Origin of the sequence: Streptomyces sp. NPDC046727, from assembly GCF_040645635.1 — a bacterium.
Lineage (GTDB): Bacteria > Actinomycetota > Actinomycetes > Streptomycetales > Streptomycetaceae > Streptomyces.
Map to the genome: position 1 here is coordinate 112,457 of NZ_JBEYYR010000015.1, position 15,967 is coordinate 128,423.

Annotated in this window: 15 protein-coding genes and 1 riboswitch; of the genes, 7 read left to right on the forward strand and 8 right to left on the reverse strand. The window is 71.5% G+C overall.

Translation table 11 applies throughout. The features are described from left to right. Positions 1–216: 216 nt before the first annotated feature. Positions 217–1,176, reverse strand: a complete 960-nt coding sequence (locus ABZ937_RS20370) for an NAD(P)H-quinone oxidoreductase (protein ID WP_361693702.1) — start codon at positions 1,174–1,176, stop codon at positions 217–219. A gap of 92 nt (positions 1,177–1,268) precedes the next feature. On the opposite strand from ABZ937_RS20370, the gene ABZ937_RS20375 reads away from it, so the two are divergent. After that, positions 1,269–1,847, forward strand: coding sequence for a TetR/AcrR family transcriptional regulator (locus ABZ937_RS20375; protein ID WP_361693704.1), 579 nt, complete (start codon positions 1,269–1,271; stop codon positions 1,845–1,847). A 100-nt stretch (positions 1,848–1,947) separates the two neighbouring features. Here the strand turns inward: ABZ937_RS20375 and ABZ937_RS20380 are convergent, their stop codons facing one another. From ABZ937_RS20380 to ABZ937_RS20390, 3 genes are all read right to left on the reverse strand, one after another. Then, positions 1,948–2,376 carry a hypothetical protein gene (locus ABZ937_RS20380; protein ID WP_361693706.1) on the reverse strand — a complete coding sequence of 143 codons (429 nt, stop codon included), beginning with the start codon at positions 2,374–2,376 and terminating at the stop codon, positions 1,948–1,950. Between the two features lie 56 nt (positions 2,377–2,432). Continuing rightward, a complete protein-coding gene (locus ABZ937_RS20385; protein ID WP_361693708.1) occupies positions 2,433–3,626 on the reverse strand; it encodes an extracellular solute-binding protein in 1,194 nt (397 codons plus the stop codon). A gap of 191 nt (positions 3,627–3,817) precedes the next feature. Next, entirely contained in the window at positions 3,818–5,257 is a 1,440-nt protein-coding gene (locus ABZ937_RS20390) for a gamma-aminobutyraldehyde dehydrogenase (RefSeq protein ID WP_361693710.1), read from the reverse strand. A 170-nt stretch (positions 5,258–5,427) separates the two neighbouring features. Between ABZ937_RS20390 and ABZ937_RS20395 the strand changes: the two genes are divergently transcribed. The 6 genes from ABZ937_RS20395 to ABZ937_RS20420 all read left to right on the forward strand — a co-directional run bounded on the left by ABZ937_RS20395 (position 5,428) and on the right by ABZ937_RS20420 (position 11,142). Further along, complete coding sequence (locus ABZ937_RS20395; protein WP_361693712.1) at positions 5,428–5,949, forward strand: Lrp/AsnC family transcriptional regulator; 522 nt, start codon at positions 5,428–5,430, stop codon at positions 5,947–5,949. Next, a complete protein-coding gene (locus ABZ937_RS20400; protein ID WP_361693714.1) occupies positions 5,934–7,316 on the forward strand; it encodes an aspartate aminotransferase family protein in 1,383 nt (460 codons plus the stop codon). The genes ABZ937_RS20395 and ABZ937_RS20400 overlap by 16 nt, the downstream gene beginning before the upstream one ends. Before the next feature lie 197 nt (positions 7,317–7,513). Then, complete coding sequence (locus tag ABZ937_RS20405; RefSeq protein ID WP_361693716.1) at positions 7,514–8,254, forward strand: ATP-binding cassette domain-containing protein; 741 nt, start codon at positions 7,514–7,516, stop codon at positions 8,252–8,254. Then, the gene (locus tag ABZ937_RS20410) at positions 8,236–9,678 is read left to right on the forward strand and encodes a hypothetical protein (protein ID WP_361693718.1); all 1,443 of its coding nucleotides are present in this window, start codon (positions 8,236–8,238) and stop codon (positions 9,676–9,678) included. Before ABZ937_RS20405 ends, ABZ937_RS20410 begins: the two co-directional genes overlap by 19 nt. Before the next feature lie 108 nt (positions 9,679–9,786). Next, positions 9,787–10,194 carry a VOC family protein gene (locus ABZ937_RS20415; RefSeq protein ID WP_361693720.1) on the forward strand — a complete coding sequence of 136 codons (408 nt, stop codon included), beginning with the start codon at positions 9,787–9,789 and terminating at the stop codon, positions 10,192–10,194. A gap of 261 nt (positions 10,195–10,455) precedes the next feature. Then, positions 10,456–11,142 carry an LAETG motif-containing sortase-dependent surface protein gene (locus ABZ937_RS20420; RefSeq protein WP_361693722.1) on the forward strand — a complete coding sequence of 229 codons (687 nt, stop codon included), beginning with the start codon at positions 10,456–10,458 and terminating at the stop codon, positions 11,140–11,142. 68 nt (positions 11,143–11,210) lie between these two features. Here the strand turns inward: ABZ937_RS20420 and ABZ937_RS20425 are convergent, their stop codons facing one another. From ABZ937_RS20425 to ABZ937_RS20440, 4 genes are read right to left on the reverse strand one after another with little or no spacing between them, the layout of a single operon-like run. Continuing rightward, positions 11,211–12,008: a maleylpyruvate isomerase family mycothiol-dependent enzyme gene (locus ABZ937_RS20425; protein WP_361693724.1), complete on the reverse strand. Its 798-nt coding sequence runs from the start codon at positions 12,006–12,008 to the stop codon at positions 11,211–11,213. A gap of 23 nt (positions 12,009–12,031) precedes the next feature. Next, positions 12,032–13,051 (reverse strand): ABC transporter ATP-binding protein, encoded by a 1,020-nt coding sequence (locus tag ABZ937_RS20430; RefSeq protein WP_361693726.1) that lies wholly within the window; start codon positions 13,049–13,051, stop codon positions 12,032–12,034. Further along, on the reverse strand, positions 13,051–14,652 hold the full coding sequence (locus tag ABZ937_RS20435) for an iron ABC transporter permease (protein ID WP_361693728.1): 1,602 nt from the start codon (positions 14,650–14,652) through the stop codon (positions 13,051–13,053). Before ABZ937_RS20435 ends, ABZ937_RS20430 begins: the two co-directional genes overlap by 1 nt. 38 nt (positions 14,653–14,690) lie before the next feature. Next, positions 14,691–15,764: a thiamine ABC transporter substrate-binding protein gene (locus ABZ937_RS20440; protein WP_361693730.1), complete on the reverse strand. Its 1,074-nt coding sequence runs from the start codon at positions 15,762–15,764 to the stop codon at positions 14,691–14,693. Positions 15,765–15,836: 72 nt separating this feature from the next. Beyond that, positions 15,837–15,945: riboswitch (TPP riboswitch) on the reverse strand. Positions 15,946–15,967: the final 22 nt, after the last annotated feature.

Below are 15,967 nucleotides of genomic sequence, written 5' to 3' on the forward strand. Positions count from 1 at the left end.
AGACACCCCGCGCCGGTCGCAGCGGGTGGCTGCGCTCCACGTCGTACACGGGCTGGGCGGGGCCGTCGGTGGGCCGGGAACGGCGGGTCAGCATGTGGTGCACTGTGACACACCCGCGCCCGGAGAAGGCCGACGTCCGGGGCGGAACGGCACTGGTGGCCCGGCATACCGCCAGGACGTTCTCGACGCGAGAGCGTGGCCACCGGCCGCCGAGTGCTAGCCGTTGACCAGCACGATCTTGCCGAAGTGCCCGCCCCTTTCGAGGAGCCGGTGCGCCTCGGCGGCCTCGGCCATCGGCAGGGTCCGCTCGATGACCAGCCGCACGGCACCGCTCTCGATCAGCGGCCAGACCTCGCGGTGCGCCTCGGCCACGATGGCGGCCTTCTGCGCCGCGGGCCGGGAGCGCAGGGTGGTGCCGTGCACCGAGGCACGCTTGAGCAGCAGCTCGGCGAGGTTGAGCGGGGCTTCCAGACCGTCCTGCACGCCGATGACGACGAGGCGCCCGTCGACGGCCAGGGACCGGACGTTGCGTTCCAGGTACCGGCCGCCGATGACGTCGAGGATCACGTCGTAGGGGCCGTGCTCGGTGAAGTCCTGGGTGCGGTAGTCGATCGTCACGTCGGCGCCCAGTTCCCTTACCCGGCCGGCCTGTTCGGGGCCGCCGACGGTGGTGACGACGCGGGCGCCCAGCGCCTTGGCGATCTGGACGGCCATCGTGCCGATGCCGCCGGCCCCGCCGTGCACGAGGAACGTCTCGCCCTCCGTCAGCCTCCCGGTCATGACGATGTTGGACCACACCGTGGCGACCGCCTCGGGCAGGGCCGCCGCCTCGACCAGGCCGATCCCCTTGGGCACGGTCATCAACTGGCCCGCGGGGACGGCGACTTTCTGGGCGTAGCCGCCTCCGGTCAGCAGCGCGCAGACCTCGTCGCCCACCTGCCATCCGGTCACTCCGGGACCGAGAGCGCTGATACGGCCCGAGACCTCAAGACCCGGATACGGCGACGCACCCGGCGGGACGGGATAGAGACCCATCCGCTGCGCGACGTCGGCCCGGTTCAGCGCGCTCGCCACCACGTCGACGACGACCTCGCCCGGCGCGGGGGCCGGGTCCGCGACGTCGGTCCATTCCAGGACCTCGGGGCCGCCGGGTTCCCTGATCGATATTGCCTTCATGACACTCCGTTTCGCACGGCTGGGGCGAGGGACCCCATGTGGACAGTGCACACATTGTGTACGCTGTGCACATTAGAAGACGGGAGTGTGCAGTGTCAACATCGAGCGGCGCTCGCTACCACCACGGCGATCTGCGGGCCGAGTGCCTGCGTGCGGCCCTGGACCTGCTGGAGGAGAGCGACGAGGCCGCGCTCTCGCTGCGCGCGGTCGCCCGGCGGGCCGGTGTGTCACCCAATGCGCCGTACCGGCACTACCCGGACAAGGAGGCCCTGCTCGCCGCCCTGGCCGTGCACGGCTTCCACGAGCTGCGCGGGACCCTGCTCGCCGCGCAGGAGGCAGCGGCGGCCGGCCAGGAGACCGTGGCCCTGGCCCAGGCGTACGTGCGCTACGCCCTGGACCACCCCGCCCTCTTCCGGCTCATGTTCAGCAGGCCCTGCAGTCCCGCCCACCCGGAGGTGACCGCCGCCGGGGACGCGGCCTACGCCGCCGTCTCCGCCCGGATCGGGCCCGACGTACCCGAGGATCTCCAGGAGGCGCAGCTGGCCGGCTGGTGGTCACTGGTTCACGGCCTCGCCTCGCTGGCCCTGTACGGAAAGCTGCCCCGCGGCGGCGACGTCCAGCAGATCGACGAACTGGTACGGGGCGCGGTCACCGCGATGTGCCACTCCTAGACGCTGCGCCCGTCCCGTCGTGTCACGCGGACGTCACGCGTGACCGGCTCCGGCAGGACCCTTCCGGAACCGGTGCTGCGCCGCGACGGTGAGCCGTCGGTCACGGCAGGTCGTCGCGCCCCAGCCACTTCGGCTTGACCGGCACCCCGTCCGCGTACCGCGCCACCTGCTCCTCCGGCTCCTCCGGCTCCTCCGGCTCCTCCAGTGGAGCGGCGGGCCGGCTCGGCACCTCCACCGGGTCCGGGTCGGCGGGCGCGGCGGAGTCCTCCAGCAGCTCCGCCACGGTGAACCGGGTGGCGAACGACTGGAACGACCCGTCGATGACGAGGAGGAACCCGTCGCCCTCCCGAAAGAGCCGACGGCGCCGGGGACTTCTGGGGTGCTCGGGCGAGTAGCTCCGGGCCCGCCGCTCCAGCTCCGCGACCGCCCCCGCACGGGATCCGGAGAAATGCGCCACCACATGCGCCTCGACGTGCTTGCGCTCACCGACGCCCACGGTCGTCTCGACGACCAACCCCCATACGGCCATGCTCTCCGGCCCCCTTCATGCTCGTACGGCTCTCCACGGTAGAAGACCGCCTGTAGCTAGAGGCCCACGATCCCGTTCCACCGCTTCGCGAACTCCGTCCGCTCCCTGGAGGTGATGTCCCGGGCGATGGCCAGGCGCCGCCGCATGCCGGGGTCCGGGAAGATCAGGGGGTTGTCGGCGAGGGCCGCGGTGTCCTTGTCCTTCGAGGCGGCCAGGACCTCCTTGGCGGCCGGGACCGGGCAGACGTAGTTGACCCAGGCGGCGAGCTTCGCGGCGACCTCGGGGTCGTAGTAGTAGTCGATCAGGCGCTCGGCGTTGGCCTTGTGGCGGGCCCGGTCGGGGATCATCAGGGAGTCCGACCACAGCTCGGCGCCCTCCTCGGGGACGACGAAGTGGATGTCGGGGTTGTCCGCCTGGAGCTGGATGACGTCGCCGGAGTACGCCTGGCAGGCCAGCACGTCCCCGCTGACCAGGTCCTTGGTGTAGTCGTTGCCGGTGAAGCGGCGGATCTGGCCCCGGTGGACCTGCCGCTCCACCTCGTCGCAGACCTGGTGGAAGTCGTCGGAGGTCCACCGGGTGATGTCCACGCCGTTGCCCTGCATGAGCAGCGCGAACGCCTCGTCCAGGCCGGACAGCAGGGTCACGCGGCCCTTCAGGTCGCTCGCCCAGAGGTCCTTCACGTGCCGGATCTCGCGGCCGAGCTTGCGGCGGTTGTAGGCGATGCCGGTGATGCCGGACTGCCAGGGCACGGTGCACAGCCGGCCCTTGTCGAAGGCGGGCGAGCGCAGCAGCGGGTCGAGGTACTTCGCGACGTTGGGCTGCCGGGCGCGGTCCATCTTCTGCACCCAGCCCAGCCGGACGTACCGCGCGCACATCCAGTCGCTGATGACGATCAGGTCGCGGCCGGTGGACTGGTGGTTCATCAGCGCGGGGCTGATCTTGCCGAAGAACTCGTCGTTGTCGTTGATCTCCTCCACGTAGTCGACGGAGATCCCGGTGCGCTTCTCGAACCCCTCCAGCGTGAGCCGCCTGTTGGGGTTGTCGTCGTCGGTGTCGATGTAGAGCGGCCAGTTCGCCCAGGTCAGCTTCTTGTCGGCCGCGGACTCGTCGGAGACGGCCCGGTCGCCGGGCTGGACGTAGGCGGCGGGCACCCCGCAGCCGGCCAGGGCGCCGAGCGCGGCGGTGCCGCCGAGGGCACGCAGAAGAGAACGGCGGGACGGCAGGGGTGTACGAGAAGAAGTCTGGGACACCCCGAAAGCATGCCGTCCCGCCGCAGGCAGGAACAATCGACGCTGCGTCGAGCGGGACCGCACCTGCCGGACACCCTGTCGATCACGCCCCTGGGGGCGCGGGGCTGCATTCGATATGCGGCTCCGCCGCGCGGGCGCGACCAGCCCCCACGCGCCCGCAGCCGGAGAACGACCGGACCCGGCAGGGACTGTCAGCCGTCCAGCGACGTCATCACGTGCTTGATGCGCGTGTAGTCCTCGAACCCGTACGCCGACAGGTCCTTGCCGTAGCCGGACTTCTTGAAGCCGCCGTGCGGCATCTCCGCGACCAGCGGGATGTGGGTGTTGATCCACACGCAGCCGAAGTCGAGCTTCTTGGACATGCGCATCGCGCGGCCGTGGTCCTTGGTCCACACCGAGGAGGCGAGGGCGTACTCGACGCCGTTGGCCCACTCGACGGCCTGGTCCTCGTCGGAGAAGGACTGGACGGTGATGACCGGGCCGAAGACCTCGTTCTGGATGATCTCGTCGTCCTGCTTCAGGCCGGAGACGACGGTCGGGGCGTAGAAGTAGCCCTTGTCGCCGACCTGCTGGCCGCCCGCCTCGACCTTGGCGTGGGCGGGGAGGCGCTCGATGAAGCCGGAGACCTGCTTGAGCTGGTTGGGGTTGTTCAGCGGGCCGAAGAGCACGTCCTCGTCGTCCGGCTGACCGGTCTTCGTCTCGGACGCGGCCTTCGCGAGCGCCGCGACGAACTCGTCGTGGATGGACTCCTGGACGAGGACGCGGGTCGCGGCCGTACAGTCCTGGCCCGCGTTGAAGAAGCCCGCCACCGAGATGTCCTCGACGGCCTTGGCGATGTCGGTGTCCTCGAAGACGACGACCGGGGCCTTGCCGCCCAGCTCCAGGTGGACCCGCTTGAGGTCCTTGGACGCGGACTCGGCGACGGACATGCCGGCGCGCACGGAGCCGGTGATCGAGGCCATCGCCGGGGTGTCGTGCTCGACCATCATGCGGCCGGTGTCGCGGTCGCCGCAGATGACGTTGAAGACGCCCTTGGGCAGGATCGAGCCGATGATGTCGGCGATCAGCACGGTCGAGGCGGGGGTGGTGTCCGAGGGCTTGAGGACGACCGTGTTGCCCGCGGCGATGGCCGGGGCGAACTTCCACACGGCCATCATCATCGGGTAGTTCCACGGCGCGACCTGCGCGCAGACGCCGACCGGCTCACGGCGGATGATCGAGGTCATCCCGTCCATGTACTCGCCGGCCGAGCGGCCCTCCAGCATCCGGGCCGCGCCCGCGAAGAAGCGGATCTGGTCGACCATCGGCGGGATCTCCTCGGAGCGGGTCAGCCCGGTCGGCTTGCCCGTGTTCTCCACCTCGGCCGCGATCAATTCCTCGGCACGCTCCTCGAAGGCGTCCGCGATCTTCAGGAGGGCCTTCTGCCGCTCGGCGGGGGTCGTGTCCCGCCAGGCCGGGAAGGCCGCGGCGGCAGCCGCCATCGCGGCGTCCACGTCCGCCTGCCCGGACAGCGGCGCGGTCGCGTAGGCCTCGCCCGTCGCGGGGTTGACCACCTCGGTGGTCCGTCCGTCGGCGGCGTCCCGGAACTCACCGTCGATGTAGTTGCGCAGACGACGCAGCTCGGTGCTCACTGCCGGCCTCCTGATCTGGTTCTGGCTGTCCAATCACTGAGACACCCACCCTAGTCGCCACTCCCACGTTTTCAACACCCCCACCGCCATCACATCTGCGAAATCCGCAAGCTCTGGGCTCTCAAACAACGAATTTCATCGATTGGGCCTTGCGAAACTGTCGAGACGTCGTGCACAGTGAGGTCGTGGCCAGTCGAAGCGCAGACCAGAGGGACTCGTCCCGCGAGTCCAGGAACGGCAACAGTCCCCAGCTGGACGCCGTCTCCCTCGCCATCATCCAGCAGCTCCAGGAGGACGGCCGGCGTCCGTACGCCGCGATCGGCAAGGCCGTGGGCCTGTCCGAAGCGGCCGTGCGCCAGCGCGTGCAGAAGCTGCTGGACCAGGGCGTGATGCAGATCGTCGCCGTCACGGACCCGCTCACCGTGGGCTTCCGCCGGCAGGCGATGGTCGGGATCAACGTCGAGGGCGATGTCGAGTCGATCGCGGACGCGCTCACTGACATGTCGGAAGTCGAGTACGTGGTGATGGCCGCGGGCTCGTTCGACATCCTCGCCGAGATCGTCTGCGAGGACGACGACCACCTGCTGGACGTCATCAACAAACGCATCCGGGCGCTGCCCGGGGTGCGCTCCACCGAAAGCTTCGTCTACCTGAAGCTGAAGAAGCAGACCTACATGTGGGGAACCCGATAACCGTGACCGAGAAGGACCTCAGCCGCAGCGCGTACGACCACTTGTGGATGCACTTCACCCGCATGTCCTCGTACGAGAACTCCCCCGTCCCGACCATCGTCCGGGGCGAGGGCACCTACATCTACGACGACAAGGGCAAGCGCTACCTCGACGGTCTCGCGGGTCTGTTCGTGGTCCAGGCCGGTCACGGCCGCACGGAACTCGCCGAGACCGCCTTCAAGCAGGCCCAGGAGCTGGCGTTCTTCCCGGTGTGGTCGTACGCCCACCCCAAGGCCGTCGAGCTGGCCGAGCGCCTCGCGGACTACGCCCCGGGCGACCTGAACAAGGTCTTCTTCACCACCGGCGGCGGCGAGGCCGTCGAGACCGCCTGGAAGCTCGCCAAGCAGTACTTCAAGCTCAAGGGCAAGCCGACCAAGTACAAGGTCATCTCGCGTGCGGTCGCCTACCACGGCACCCCGCAGGGCGCCCTGTCCATCACCGGCCTGCCGGGCCTGAAGGCCCCCTTCGAGCCGCTGGTGCCCGGTGCGCACAAGGTGCCGAACACCAACATCTACCGCGCCCCGCTCTTCGGCGACGACCCCGAGGCCTTCGGCCGCTGGGCCGCCGACCAGATCGAGCAGCAGATCCTCTTCGAGGGCCCGGACACCGTCGCCGCGGTCTTCCTGGAGCCCGTGCAGAACGCCGGCGGCTGCTTCCCGCCCCCGCCCGGCTATTTCCAGCGGGTCCGCGAGATCTGCGACCAGTACGACGTGCTGCTCGTGTCGGACGAGGTCATCTGTGCCTTCGGCCGCCTGGGCACGATGTTCGCCTGCGACAAGTTCGGCTACGTCCCGGACATGATCACCTGCGCCAAGGGCATGACCTCGGGCTACTCCCCGATCGGCGCCTGCATCATCTCCGACAAGCTCGCCGAGCCGTTCTACAAGGGTGACAACACCTTCCTGCACGGCTACACCTTCGGCGGCCACCCGGTGTCGGCGGCCGTGGGCCTCGCCAACCTCGACCTGTTCGAGCGCGAGGGCATCAACCAGCACGTGCTGGACAACGAGGGCGCCTTCCTGCAGACCCTGCAGAAGCTGCACGACCTGCCGATCGTCGGCGACGTCCGCGGCAACGGCTTCTTCTACGGCATCGAGCTGGTGAAGGACAAGAACACCAAGGAGTCCTTCAACGAGGAGGAGACCGAGCGCGTCCTGTACGGCTTCCTCTCCAAGGCGCTGTTCGACAACGGCCTGTACTGCCGTGCCGACGACCGCGGCGACCCGGTCATCCAGCTCGCCCCGCCGCTGATCTCCAACCAGGAGACCTTCGACGAGATCGAGCAGATCCTGCGCGCGACGCTGACGGAGGCGTGGACCAAGCTCTGATCCAGGAGCGCCCGATCAGCTGATCAACACCGGCCCCGGCGGCGCCCGTTCGAGTGAGAACGGCGGCCCGGGGCCGTGTGCTGTCCGGCCTCCCCGGGACGGCTGCCTAGCGTGCCAGTGACCGATCGGCCGAGCCTTCGTTCCCCCGGACGAGGGAACAGGCACGGGAAAACGGATCAGAACCGAGGTGTACGCCCATGGAGGCCCCGCCGGACAACGATGTGCTCTGGGCGCGATCCCTGCACTTCAGGCACCCCGACGGCTCGCCCGGACTCACCGGGGTCTCACTCGGCGTGCGGGACGGCGAGATCGTCGCCGTCAGCGGCCCGCGCGGCAGCGGCAAGACGAGCCTGTTGCGCTGCCTGTCCGGCCTGGTGCCGGTGCTGAGCGGCGAGGTCTGGTTCAACAGCGTGCCCGTGCACACGCTCGGCACGACGGCCCGCGAGCGGTTGCGCCGGGACCGCTTCTGCTGGATCGACCCCGTGCCGGCCCTGGTCCCCGAGCTGAACGTCTGGGAGAACGCCGCGCTCCCGCTGATGCTGCGCGGCACCGGCCGCCGCCGGGCCAAGGTGGCCGCGCTGGAGTGGCTGGAGCGCCTGGACGTCGGCGACAAGGCCCGCAGCCGCCCGCACGAGCTGCACCACGCCGAACGCCAGCGCGTCGCCATCGCCCGCGCGCTCGCCCCCGGCCCCGCGGTCCTCTTCGCCGACGAGCCCACGGCACCACTGCACCGCGCCGACCGCATCCAGGTGCTGCGCACGCTCGTCTCGGCCGCCCGCTCGCACGGCATCACGGTCGTCCTCGCCACGCACGACCCCGACATCGCCGCCCTCGCCGACCGCACGTTGGCCCTGCTGGACGGGCGGCGCGTGCACACGGTGCAGCTGCCGGACGCCCCCGAAGCGGAAGGCCGGGCCGCGTGCTCAGTCTCCGTCTGACCCGTGCCGCCCGGCCCGCCGTGCAGCTGCGCCGCCTGCTGGTGGCCGCGGCCTCGGCCGGCACCGGCTTCCTCCTCCTGTCCTGCCTCGGCTACGCCCTGATCCACCCGGAGAACGCGGGCGCCGCCGCGCTGCGCCTGGCCTGGTGCGCGGTGCCGCTCGCCGCGACGGTCCACCTCGCGGTCGCGGTCGCCCGCACCGACCCCGGCACCCGGCCCCGCACCGGCCTGTCCGCCGTCGGCCTCGGCCCCGCCCGCCTCATGGCCGTCTCCGCCCTGACCACGGCCCTGTCCTGCACCCTGGGCTCGCTGCTGGCCCTGCTGGTCTTCCTGCACCTGCGCGGCGACCTGACGGGGATGCCGTTCGACGGCGCGGCGGCGGACTTCCTGGCGGCGGGCGCCCCCCTCCCCCTCCCGGCGGCCCTGACCCTCCTCGCCCTGCTCCCGGCCACGGCGGCCACGACGGTGGCGGTCGCCCTCCAGCCGAAGGACCCCCGGCCGGTTCCCCTGGGCCCCAGGAAGTTCGGCCGCTTCGGGGCGCACGGCAACGCGCCGGAGCGGGAGACGTTCGGGGCGTACGGAAGGTTCGGGTCGCGCTTCGGCGGCCGGGGCCGAGGGAGCCGCGGCGCCGAGGGCACGGAGGAGAAGGCGGACCGCGCCGAGCACCCCGGCCGCCGGCCCGCGCGGCACGCCGACGACGGCGGGCGGGCCGGTGGCGGATCCGCGGCCGGCCCTGCCGCCGGGGCGGCTCCCGTCCCGGAGCAGGACGGCACCCCGCCGGCGCCGGGCGGCAGGGCCGACCCCGACCCCCCGCTCCCGGACGCCGACCGGACCACCCTCCGCTCTCCCCTCCAGACCCCGGCCGACTTCCCCTGGGGCGTGGCCCTCCTCACCGCCGGCCTCGCCGTGCAGGCCTACGCCGGCCGTTCCGCCCCCGCCCCCTCCCTCGCCGTGCTCCTCGGCTGGCTCCTCACCGGCACCGGGATCGTCCTGGCCTCCCCCGGCCTCACCCACCTCTGCGGCCGGCTCCTCCAGTGCAGCCGCCCGGGTGCGCTCCGGCTGCTCGCCGGGCGGGGCCTCATGTCGGAGGCCGCCCGGATCGGCCGCCCCCTCGGCGTGGTCTGCGCGGTGGCGTCCGCCGGGTACGCCATGACCGTCCTGTACGACGGCTCGGCCCGCGCCCTCGGCCCGCTGTCCTTCCTCGCCGCGCTCGTCGTCGCCGGCTCCACCGTGGCCACCCTCCTCACCGCGGCCGTGGAGGCCCGCCAGTGCCGCGCCGACACCACCGCCGCGCTGCTCCGCCTCGGCGCGCCCGCCCCCGTGCTGCGCATGGCCGCCGCCGTCCGCGCGCTCGCCCTGCTGGCCCTGTTCGGCCCGCTCACCCTGGGGATCGCCGCGCTGTCCGCCCTCCCCCTGGCCGGCTGACGGACGAGCCGCGAAAAAGTTCCGCGGTCACCGATGAGTCCGCGGCGGGGCGCCGGTCTACCCACCGAACGCGATGAACCGCGCACGACCCCGACGGGAGAGGCCCGCATGTACCAGCAGATGATCTTCGTGAACCTGCCCGTGAACGACCTCGACGCCTCGAAGAAGTTCTTCACGGAGCTCGGCTACTCGATCAACCCGCAGTTCAGCGACGAGAAGGCCGCCTCCGTGGTGATCAGCGACACCATCGTCGCGATGCTGCTGACCAAGCCGTTCTACGCGACCTTCACCAAGAAGGAGATCGCCGACGCGACGACCACCAGCGAGGTGCTGGTCTGTCTGAGCGCCGAGAGCCGGGAGAAGGTGGACGAGCTGGTCGACAAGGCGATCGCGGCCGGCGGCACGGCCAGCGGCGAGACCCAGGACCACGGCTTCATGTACGGCCGCGCCTTCGACGACCTCGACGGCCACACCTGGGAGATCATGTGGATGGACCCGGCGGCCGTCCAGGGCTGACCCCACGACTCGACACCGGCACGGCCCGCACGCCCGGTTCCGCGTGCGGGCCGTCGGTATGACCGGCCGTACCGGTGAAACGTCCGGGTGGTTAATAAGCGGGCAAAGTCAACGACCGTTGACGGCATATGCGTTGACACTTCTTACGGAGCACTTATAAACCTGTGAGCCTCCCGGGGTTGCTGGGGCCTCGCCTCATCCTCCGCCCCAACTCCCCCGCCACCCCCCGCAATTGCACTCTGTAAAGGACAAACGTTGTCCATGACTCGCCGTAGCGTACGCCGTGCCGCGCATCTCCTGGGTGTCGCCTCCGGGTCGACGGCGCTGGTGCTGGGCCTGTCCGGCTCCGCTCTCGCGTGCAGCATCAAGGACTTCTCCGCCGAAGCCAAGTGCGACGGCGACAAGGGCGTCATCGTCGTCACCGACACGGACCCCTCCGCCAAGGACGCCACCGTCACCGTCTTCCTCAAGGGCGTCGGCGGCATCGAGACCAAGGTCGGCGAGCAGCCGGTCAAGGGGTCGAAGGAGGGCACCCGGATCACCTTCGCGGAGGACTGGAAGCCGAACGCCACCTACCGGGTCCACGTCAAGGCCGACAAGGCCGTCGACGAGGACATCCAGCCCGACCTGGTGACCCCCTCCACCGCCTGCAAGACCGAGAGCCAGACCCCGACGCCGTCGGCCAGCACGACGCCGTCCCCGTCCCCGTCCAAGGCGGCGCCGGCCGAGCCGGCGACCCCGGCCCCGTCGGCCTCCGAGTCCAGCTCCGCCCCGGCGGGCACCTCGGACAACGCGCCGTCCCCGGCCGCCGGTGACTCCAACCTCGCCGAGACCGGCGCCGACTCCAACACCGGCCTGATCGCCGGGCTCGCGGCGGCCCTGGTCGTCGTCGGCGGTGGCGCGGTCTGGTTCGGCATGCGCCGCCGTGGGGCGAGCCGCAACGGCTGACGCCTCACCCGCACAACGCGCCGCGGCCCGTCCCCCTATCCCCAGGGGACGGGCCGCGGTCGCATGCGTCAGCCGAACGTGGTCCGCTCCAGCCAGAACTCCAGCAGCTCCCGGTCACCGAGCACCTCCAGGCCGGGGCCGTCCGGCGGCAGTCGACGGTAGAAGGCGAGCAGCACCGAGGTGAGCGGGCCGCGCAGGGCGACGGTGGCCTTCTCGTGGCCGCGCCGCCAGCTCATCCCGTCCTCGCCCAGTTCGACGAGCCACTCGGCGTTCAAGGCGGGTTCGGTGTCGGTGGCGTGCAGATGGATCGAGCGGTGCGGCCCGCGCAGGTCCCTCGCCGCGTCGTGCGGCGCGTTGTGCTGCACCCACTCCACCAGCTGCAGCCACTCGTCCAGCACGTCCGCCGCGATGTCCGGTGCCACCTCGTAGGGCAGTCCGGCGGCGAGCGTGGCGTCGGCCCGGTGGACGGTGATCTCGCAGACCATGCGGCGGGCCCAGAAGCCGGCGTTCAGCACCCCGGCCCAGCCCCACACCCGGGTGTCGGGGCCGGCCTCCCGGAGGGCGCCGACGACCAGCTCGCCGGTGTCCGCGAGCCACTGGTCCAGGGCCGCCGCGTCACCGCGCTTCTCCGGCCCGCCGGCCAGCGGAACGTCTTCCTCGGGGATGTTCTCCTGGGCCCGGCCGCGCACGACGGCGTCCACCCAGCGCAGGGCGCCGCCCACGTGCCGGACCAGCTCCTCCAGCGACCAGTCGGGGCAGGTCGGCACGGTCGCGGACAGATCGGCACCGGAGGTCACCACGGCCCGCAACTGTGCGACCTGGTGGGCGATTTCCCGGCAGTAGCGGTCATGCGCGAGCGGAGGCATGCCCCCAGCGTACGGGCGGGTGCTCAGTCGAGCACGACGATTTCGGCCACGTCGAACTCGACGCCGACCGAGGCGCCCGGCTCCGGCGCGTCCCGGAGCGTACAGGCCGCCTCAAGGCGCGGGCCGTCCGCCGGCTGGAGGTGGACGGCCACATGGGTGCCCCGGAAGGTGCGGGCGGTCACCGTGCAGGGCAGGCCCTGGTCGGCCGGCACCAGCCGGACCCCGGCGGGCCGGACGAGAACCGTACGGCCGCCCTGCGCGGAGCCGTCGGGCACCGGCAGCTTCCCCCACGGGCTGTCGGCGGCCGTACCGGCGACGGTCGCCGGGACCACGTTCTCGAAGCCGAGGAAGCGGGCCACGAACGCGTCGGCGGGCCGCTGCCACACCTCGATGGGCGTCCCGGACTGCGCGATCCGCCCGTCCCGCATCACCACCACCCGGTCGGCCAGTGCGAACGCCTCGCCCTGGTCGTGGGTGACGGCGAGCACGGTCGTCCCCAACCGGCCGAACAACTCCCGCAGTTCGACCACCAGGCGCTCCCGCAGCGAGCGGTCCAGCTGGCCGAGCGGCTCGTCCAGCATGAGCAGCCGGGGCCGGGGCGCGAGCGCCCGGGCGAGGGCCACCCGCTGCTGCTCGCCGCCGGACAGGGAGGCCACGGCCCGCCGGGCGGCCCCCGGCAGCCCGACCAGTTCCAGCAACTGCCCGACCTCGGTGCCCCGTTCGCCCTTGGCGACGCCGTGCATGCGCAGCCCGAACGCCACGTTCGCGCCGACGTCCCGCTGCGGGAACAGCTGGTGGTCCTGGAACATCAGCCCGACGCCCCGCCTGTGCGCGGGTACGCCCGTCTGGTCCCGGCCGTCGAGCAGCACCCGTCCGCCGGACAGGGGCTGGAGCCCGGCCACGGCCCGCAGCAGCGTCGACTTGCCGCTGCCGCTGGGTCCGAGGACGCACACCACCTCGTGCTCGGCGACCTCCAGGCCGACGGCGTCGAGCACGGCCCGCCCGCCGAAGCGCACGGTCGCGGCGTCCAGGCTCAGCAGCATCAGAACTCCCCCGTCCGGTCGGTGCGCAACCGCTCCAGGAGCAGCAGAGCGGCGGCGCACACCACCATCAGAATGGTCGAAAGGGCCATCGCCTGGCCGTAGTTGAGATCGCCGGGGCGGCTGAGCAGCCGGGCCACGGCGACCGGCAGGGTCGGGTTGTCCGGCCTCGCGATGAACACGGTCGCGCCGAACTCCCCCAGCGACACGGCGAACGCGAACCCGGCGGCGACCAGCAGCGCGCGCCGCACCAGCGGCAGGTCCACCTCCCGCCACACCCGCCAGGGCCCGGCCCCGAGCACGGCGGCGGCCTCCCTGAGGCGTACGTCCACCGCGCGCAGCACGGGCAGCATGGTCCGTACGACGAAGGGGGCGCCGACCAGCGCCTGGGCGAGCGGCACCAGGATCCACGACTGGCGCAGGTCCAGCGGCGGCTTGTCGAGGGCGATCAGGAAGCCGAAGCCGACGGTCACGGCGGAGACGCCGAGCGGCAGCATCAGCAGCGCGTCGAAACCGCGCACCAGGCGGCCCGCGTCCCGGCGGGCCAGCGCGGCGGCGGCGAGCCCTCCGATCACCACGGCGATGGCGGTGGCGGCGACGGCGTACTCCAGCGAGGTCCACACGGCGTGCAGGGGCGCCACCAGGAACGTACCGCCGTCCGCGTCGGCCAGCGCCCGGTAGTAGCCGAAGCCGGGCGCGTCGAGCGAGCGGCGGACGAGGACGGCGAGCGGCAGGACCAGCAGCAGGGCGATGGTGCCGAGGACCCCGGCGAGCAGCGCCCACTGCCCGGCGCCGCGCGGCCGGCGGGCGGTGACGGAGGCGTCCACCAGCCTCAGGGCGGTCTCCCGGCGCCGTACCGTCCAGGCGTGCACGGCGAGGATCGCGCCGACCGCGACGAACTGGACGAGGGTGAGGACGGCGGCCGTGGACAGGTCGAAGACCTCGGAGGTCTGCCGGTAGATCTCCACTTCGAGGGTGGAGAAGGTGGGCCCGCCGAGGATCTGCACGACGCCGAAGGAGGTGAAGGTGAACAGGAACACCATCAGCGCGGCGGCGGCCACGGCGGGCGCGAGCGCGGGCAGGGTCACCTTCCGCCAGGCCGTCAGCGGCGAGGCGCCCAGCATCCGCGCGGCCTCCTCCTGCCGGGGGTCGAGCTGGGCCCACAGCCCGCCGACGGTCCGTACGACGACCGCGTAGTTGAAGAAGACGTGGGCGAGCAGGATCGCCCACACCGTGGTGTCCAGCCGTACTCCCCACACCTCGTCCAGCAGGCCGCCCCGGCCGACCAGCGCCAGGAAGGCGCTGCCGGCGACGACGGTCGGGAGGACGAAGGGGACCGTGACCACGGCCCGCAGCAGCCGCTTGCCCGGGAAGTCGAGGCGGGCGAAGACATGCGCGGCGGGCAGCGCGAGGAGCAGGGTCAGCGCGGTGGAGGCGAGCGCCTGCCAGGTGGTGAACCACAGCACGTGCCTCAGGTCCGGCTGGGTGACGACGTCCGCGATCCGCCCGAACTGCCAGGCGCCGTCCGCCTTCAGCCCGCGCGCGACGATCGCGGCCACGGGCCAGGCGAAGAACAGCGCGAAGAACGCGACGGGCAGGGCCATGAGCCCGAGCCGCGCCGCGTTTCCCCGCCGGGTGCCGGCTACTTCAGTACGAGCGAGGTCCACGACTTGACCCACTGGTCGCGGTTGGCGGCGATCTTGTCCGGGGCCATGGTCTCGGGATCCTTGGCGGCCGGCCCGTACTCGGTGAAGTCGGCGGGCACGGCGGCCCCCTTCACGACCGGGTACACGAACATGTTCAGCGGCATGTCCTGCTGGAACTCCTTGGAGAGCAGGAAGTCGATGAACGCCTTGCCGCCCTCGGTGTTCTTCGCGTTGCTCAGCAGCCCGGCGAACTCGATCTGCCGGAAGCAGGTGCCGGTCGCGACGCCGGTCGGGGCGGTGCTGGGCCGCTTCTTGGCGTAGATCACCTCGGCGGGCGGGGAGGAGGCGTACGACACCACGAGCGGCCGGTCGCCGCCGGCCTTCTTCCCCTCGGACGAGCCGGAGAACTCCTGGCGGTAGGCCTGTTCCCAGCCGTCGACGACCTTGACGCCGTTGTCCTTGAGCTTCTTCCAGTAGCCCTGCCAGCCCTCGTCGCCGAACTGCGCCGCGCTGCCGAGCAGGAAGCCGAGGCCGGGCGAGGAGGCGGCCGCGTTCTCGGTGACGAGGAGGTTCTTGTACGCGGGCTTGGCGAGGTCGGCGAAGGACTGCGGCGGGGTCAGCTTGTGCTCGCTGAACCAGGCCTTGTCGTAGTTGACGCAGATGTCGCCGTAGTCGACCGGGGTGACCCTGTGCTTGTCCTTGTCGAGCTGGTAGGCGGCCCCGACCGTGCCGAGCCCCTTCGCCTCGTAGGACTGGAACAGCCCGTTGTCGAGAGCCCTGGACAGCAGGGTGTTGTCGACGCCGAAGAAGACGTCGCCCTGCGGGTTGTCCTTGGTGAGGATGGCCTTGTTGACGGCCTGCCCGGCGTCGCCGGTCGGCAGGACCCTGACCTTGTACCCGGACTGCTTCTCGAAGTCCTTGAGCACGTTCTTGGACACGAACCACGAGTCGTGGCTGACGAGGGTCACGGTCTTGGAGTCCGCGGAGCCCTTGCCGTCCGTCGATCCGCACGCGGACAAGGTGATCAGGCCGAGGCCGACCGCCGCAGCCACGAGGGTCTTGGTGTGCATGTGAGTGTCCTCCTGGGGTTGGCCAGGAAGAACGCGGCCCTGCCCGGGACGGACCCGGGCAGGGCGCAACAGCATGAGTGATGACCGAACTTCCTACCCAGAATGACCTGGGCGAGGTTCAGAGGGTCTGCGGCCCTGTCCGCCGCACTCTCAGCGCTGTGGCGCTCCCCTGTCGGAATATGAAGATATGTGGACCCGGTCAG

What these genes read in the sequence shown, in the direction of transcription:
- ABZ937_RS20370 (WP_361693702.1), bottom strand. Translation starts at nt 1,176, where the DNA reads ATGAAGGCAATATCGATCAGGGAACCCGGCGGCCCCGAGGTCCTGGAA.
- ABZ937_RS20380 (WP_361693706.1), bottom strand. Translation starts at nt 2,376, where the DNA reads ATGGCCGTATGGGGGTTGGTCGTCGAGACGACCGTGGGCGTCGGTGAG.
- ABZ937_RS20405 (WP_361693716.1), top strand. Translation starts at nt 7,514, where the DNA reads ATGGAGGCCCCGCCGGACAACGATGTGCTCTGGGCGCGATCCCTGCAC.
- ABZ937_RS20415 (WP_361693720.1), top strand. Translation starts at nt 9,787, where the DNA reads ATGTACCAGCAGATGATCTTCGTGAACCTGCCCGTGAACGACCTCGAC.
- ABZ937_RS20420 (WP_361693722.1), top strand. Translation starts at nt 10,456, where the DNA reads ATGACTCGCCGTAGCGTACGCCGTGCCGCGCATCTCCTGGGTGTCGCC.
- ABZ937_RS20425 (WP_361693724.1), bottom strand. Translation starts at nt 12,008, where the DNA reads ATGCCTCCGCTCGCGCATGACCGCTACTGCCGGGAAATCGCCCACCAG.
- ABZ937_RS20430 (WP_361693726.1), bottom strand. Translation starts at nt 13,051, where the DNA reads ATGCTGCTGAGCCTGGACGCCGCGACCGTGCGCTTCGGCGGGCGGGCC.
- ABZ937_RS20435 (WP_361693728.1), bottom strand. Translation starts at nt 14,652, where the DNA reads ATGGCCCTGCCCGTCGCGTTCTTCGCGCTGTTCTTCGCCTGGCCCGTG.
- ABZ937_RS20440 (WP_361693730.1), bottom strand. Translation starts at nt 15,764, where the DNA reads ATGCACACCAAGACCCTCGTGGCTGCGGCGGTCGGCCTCGGCCTGATC.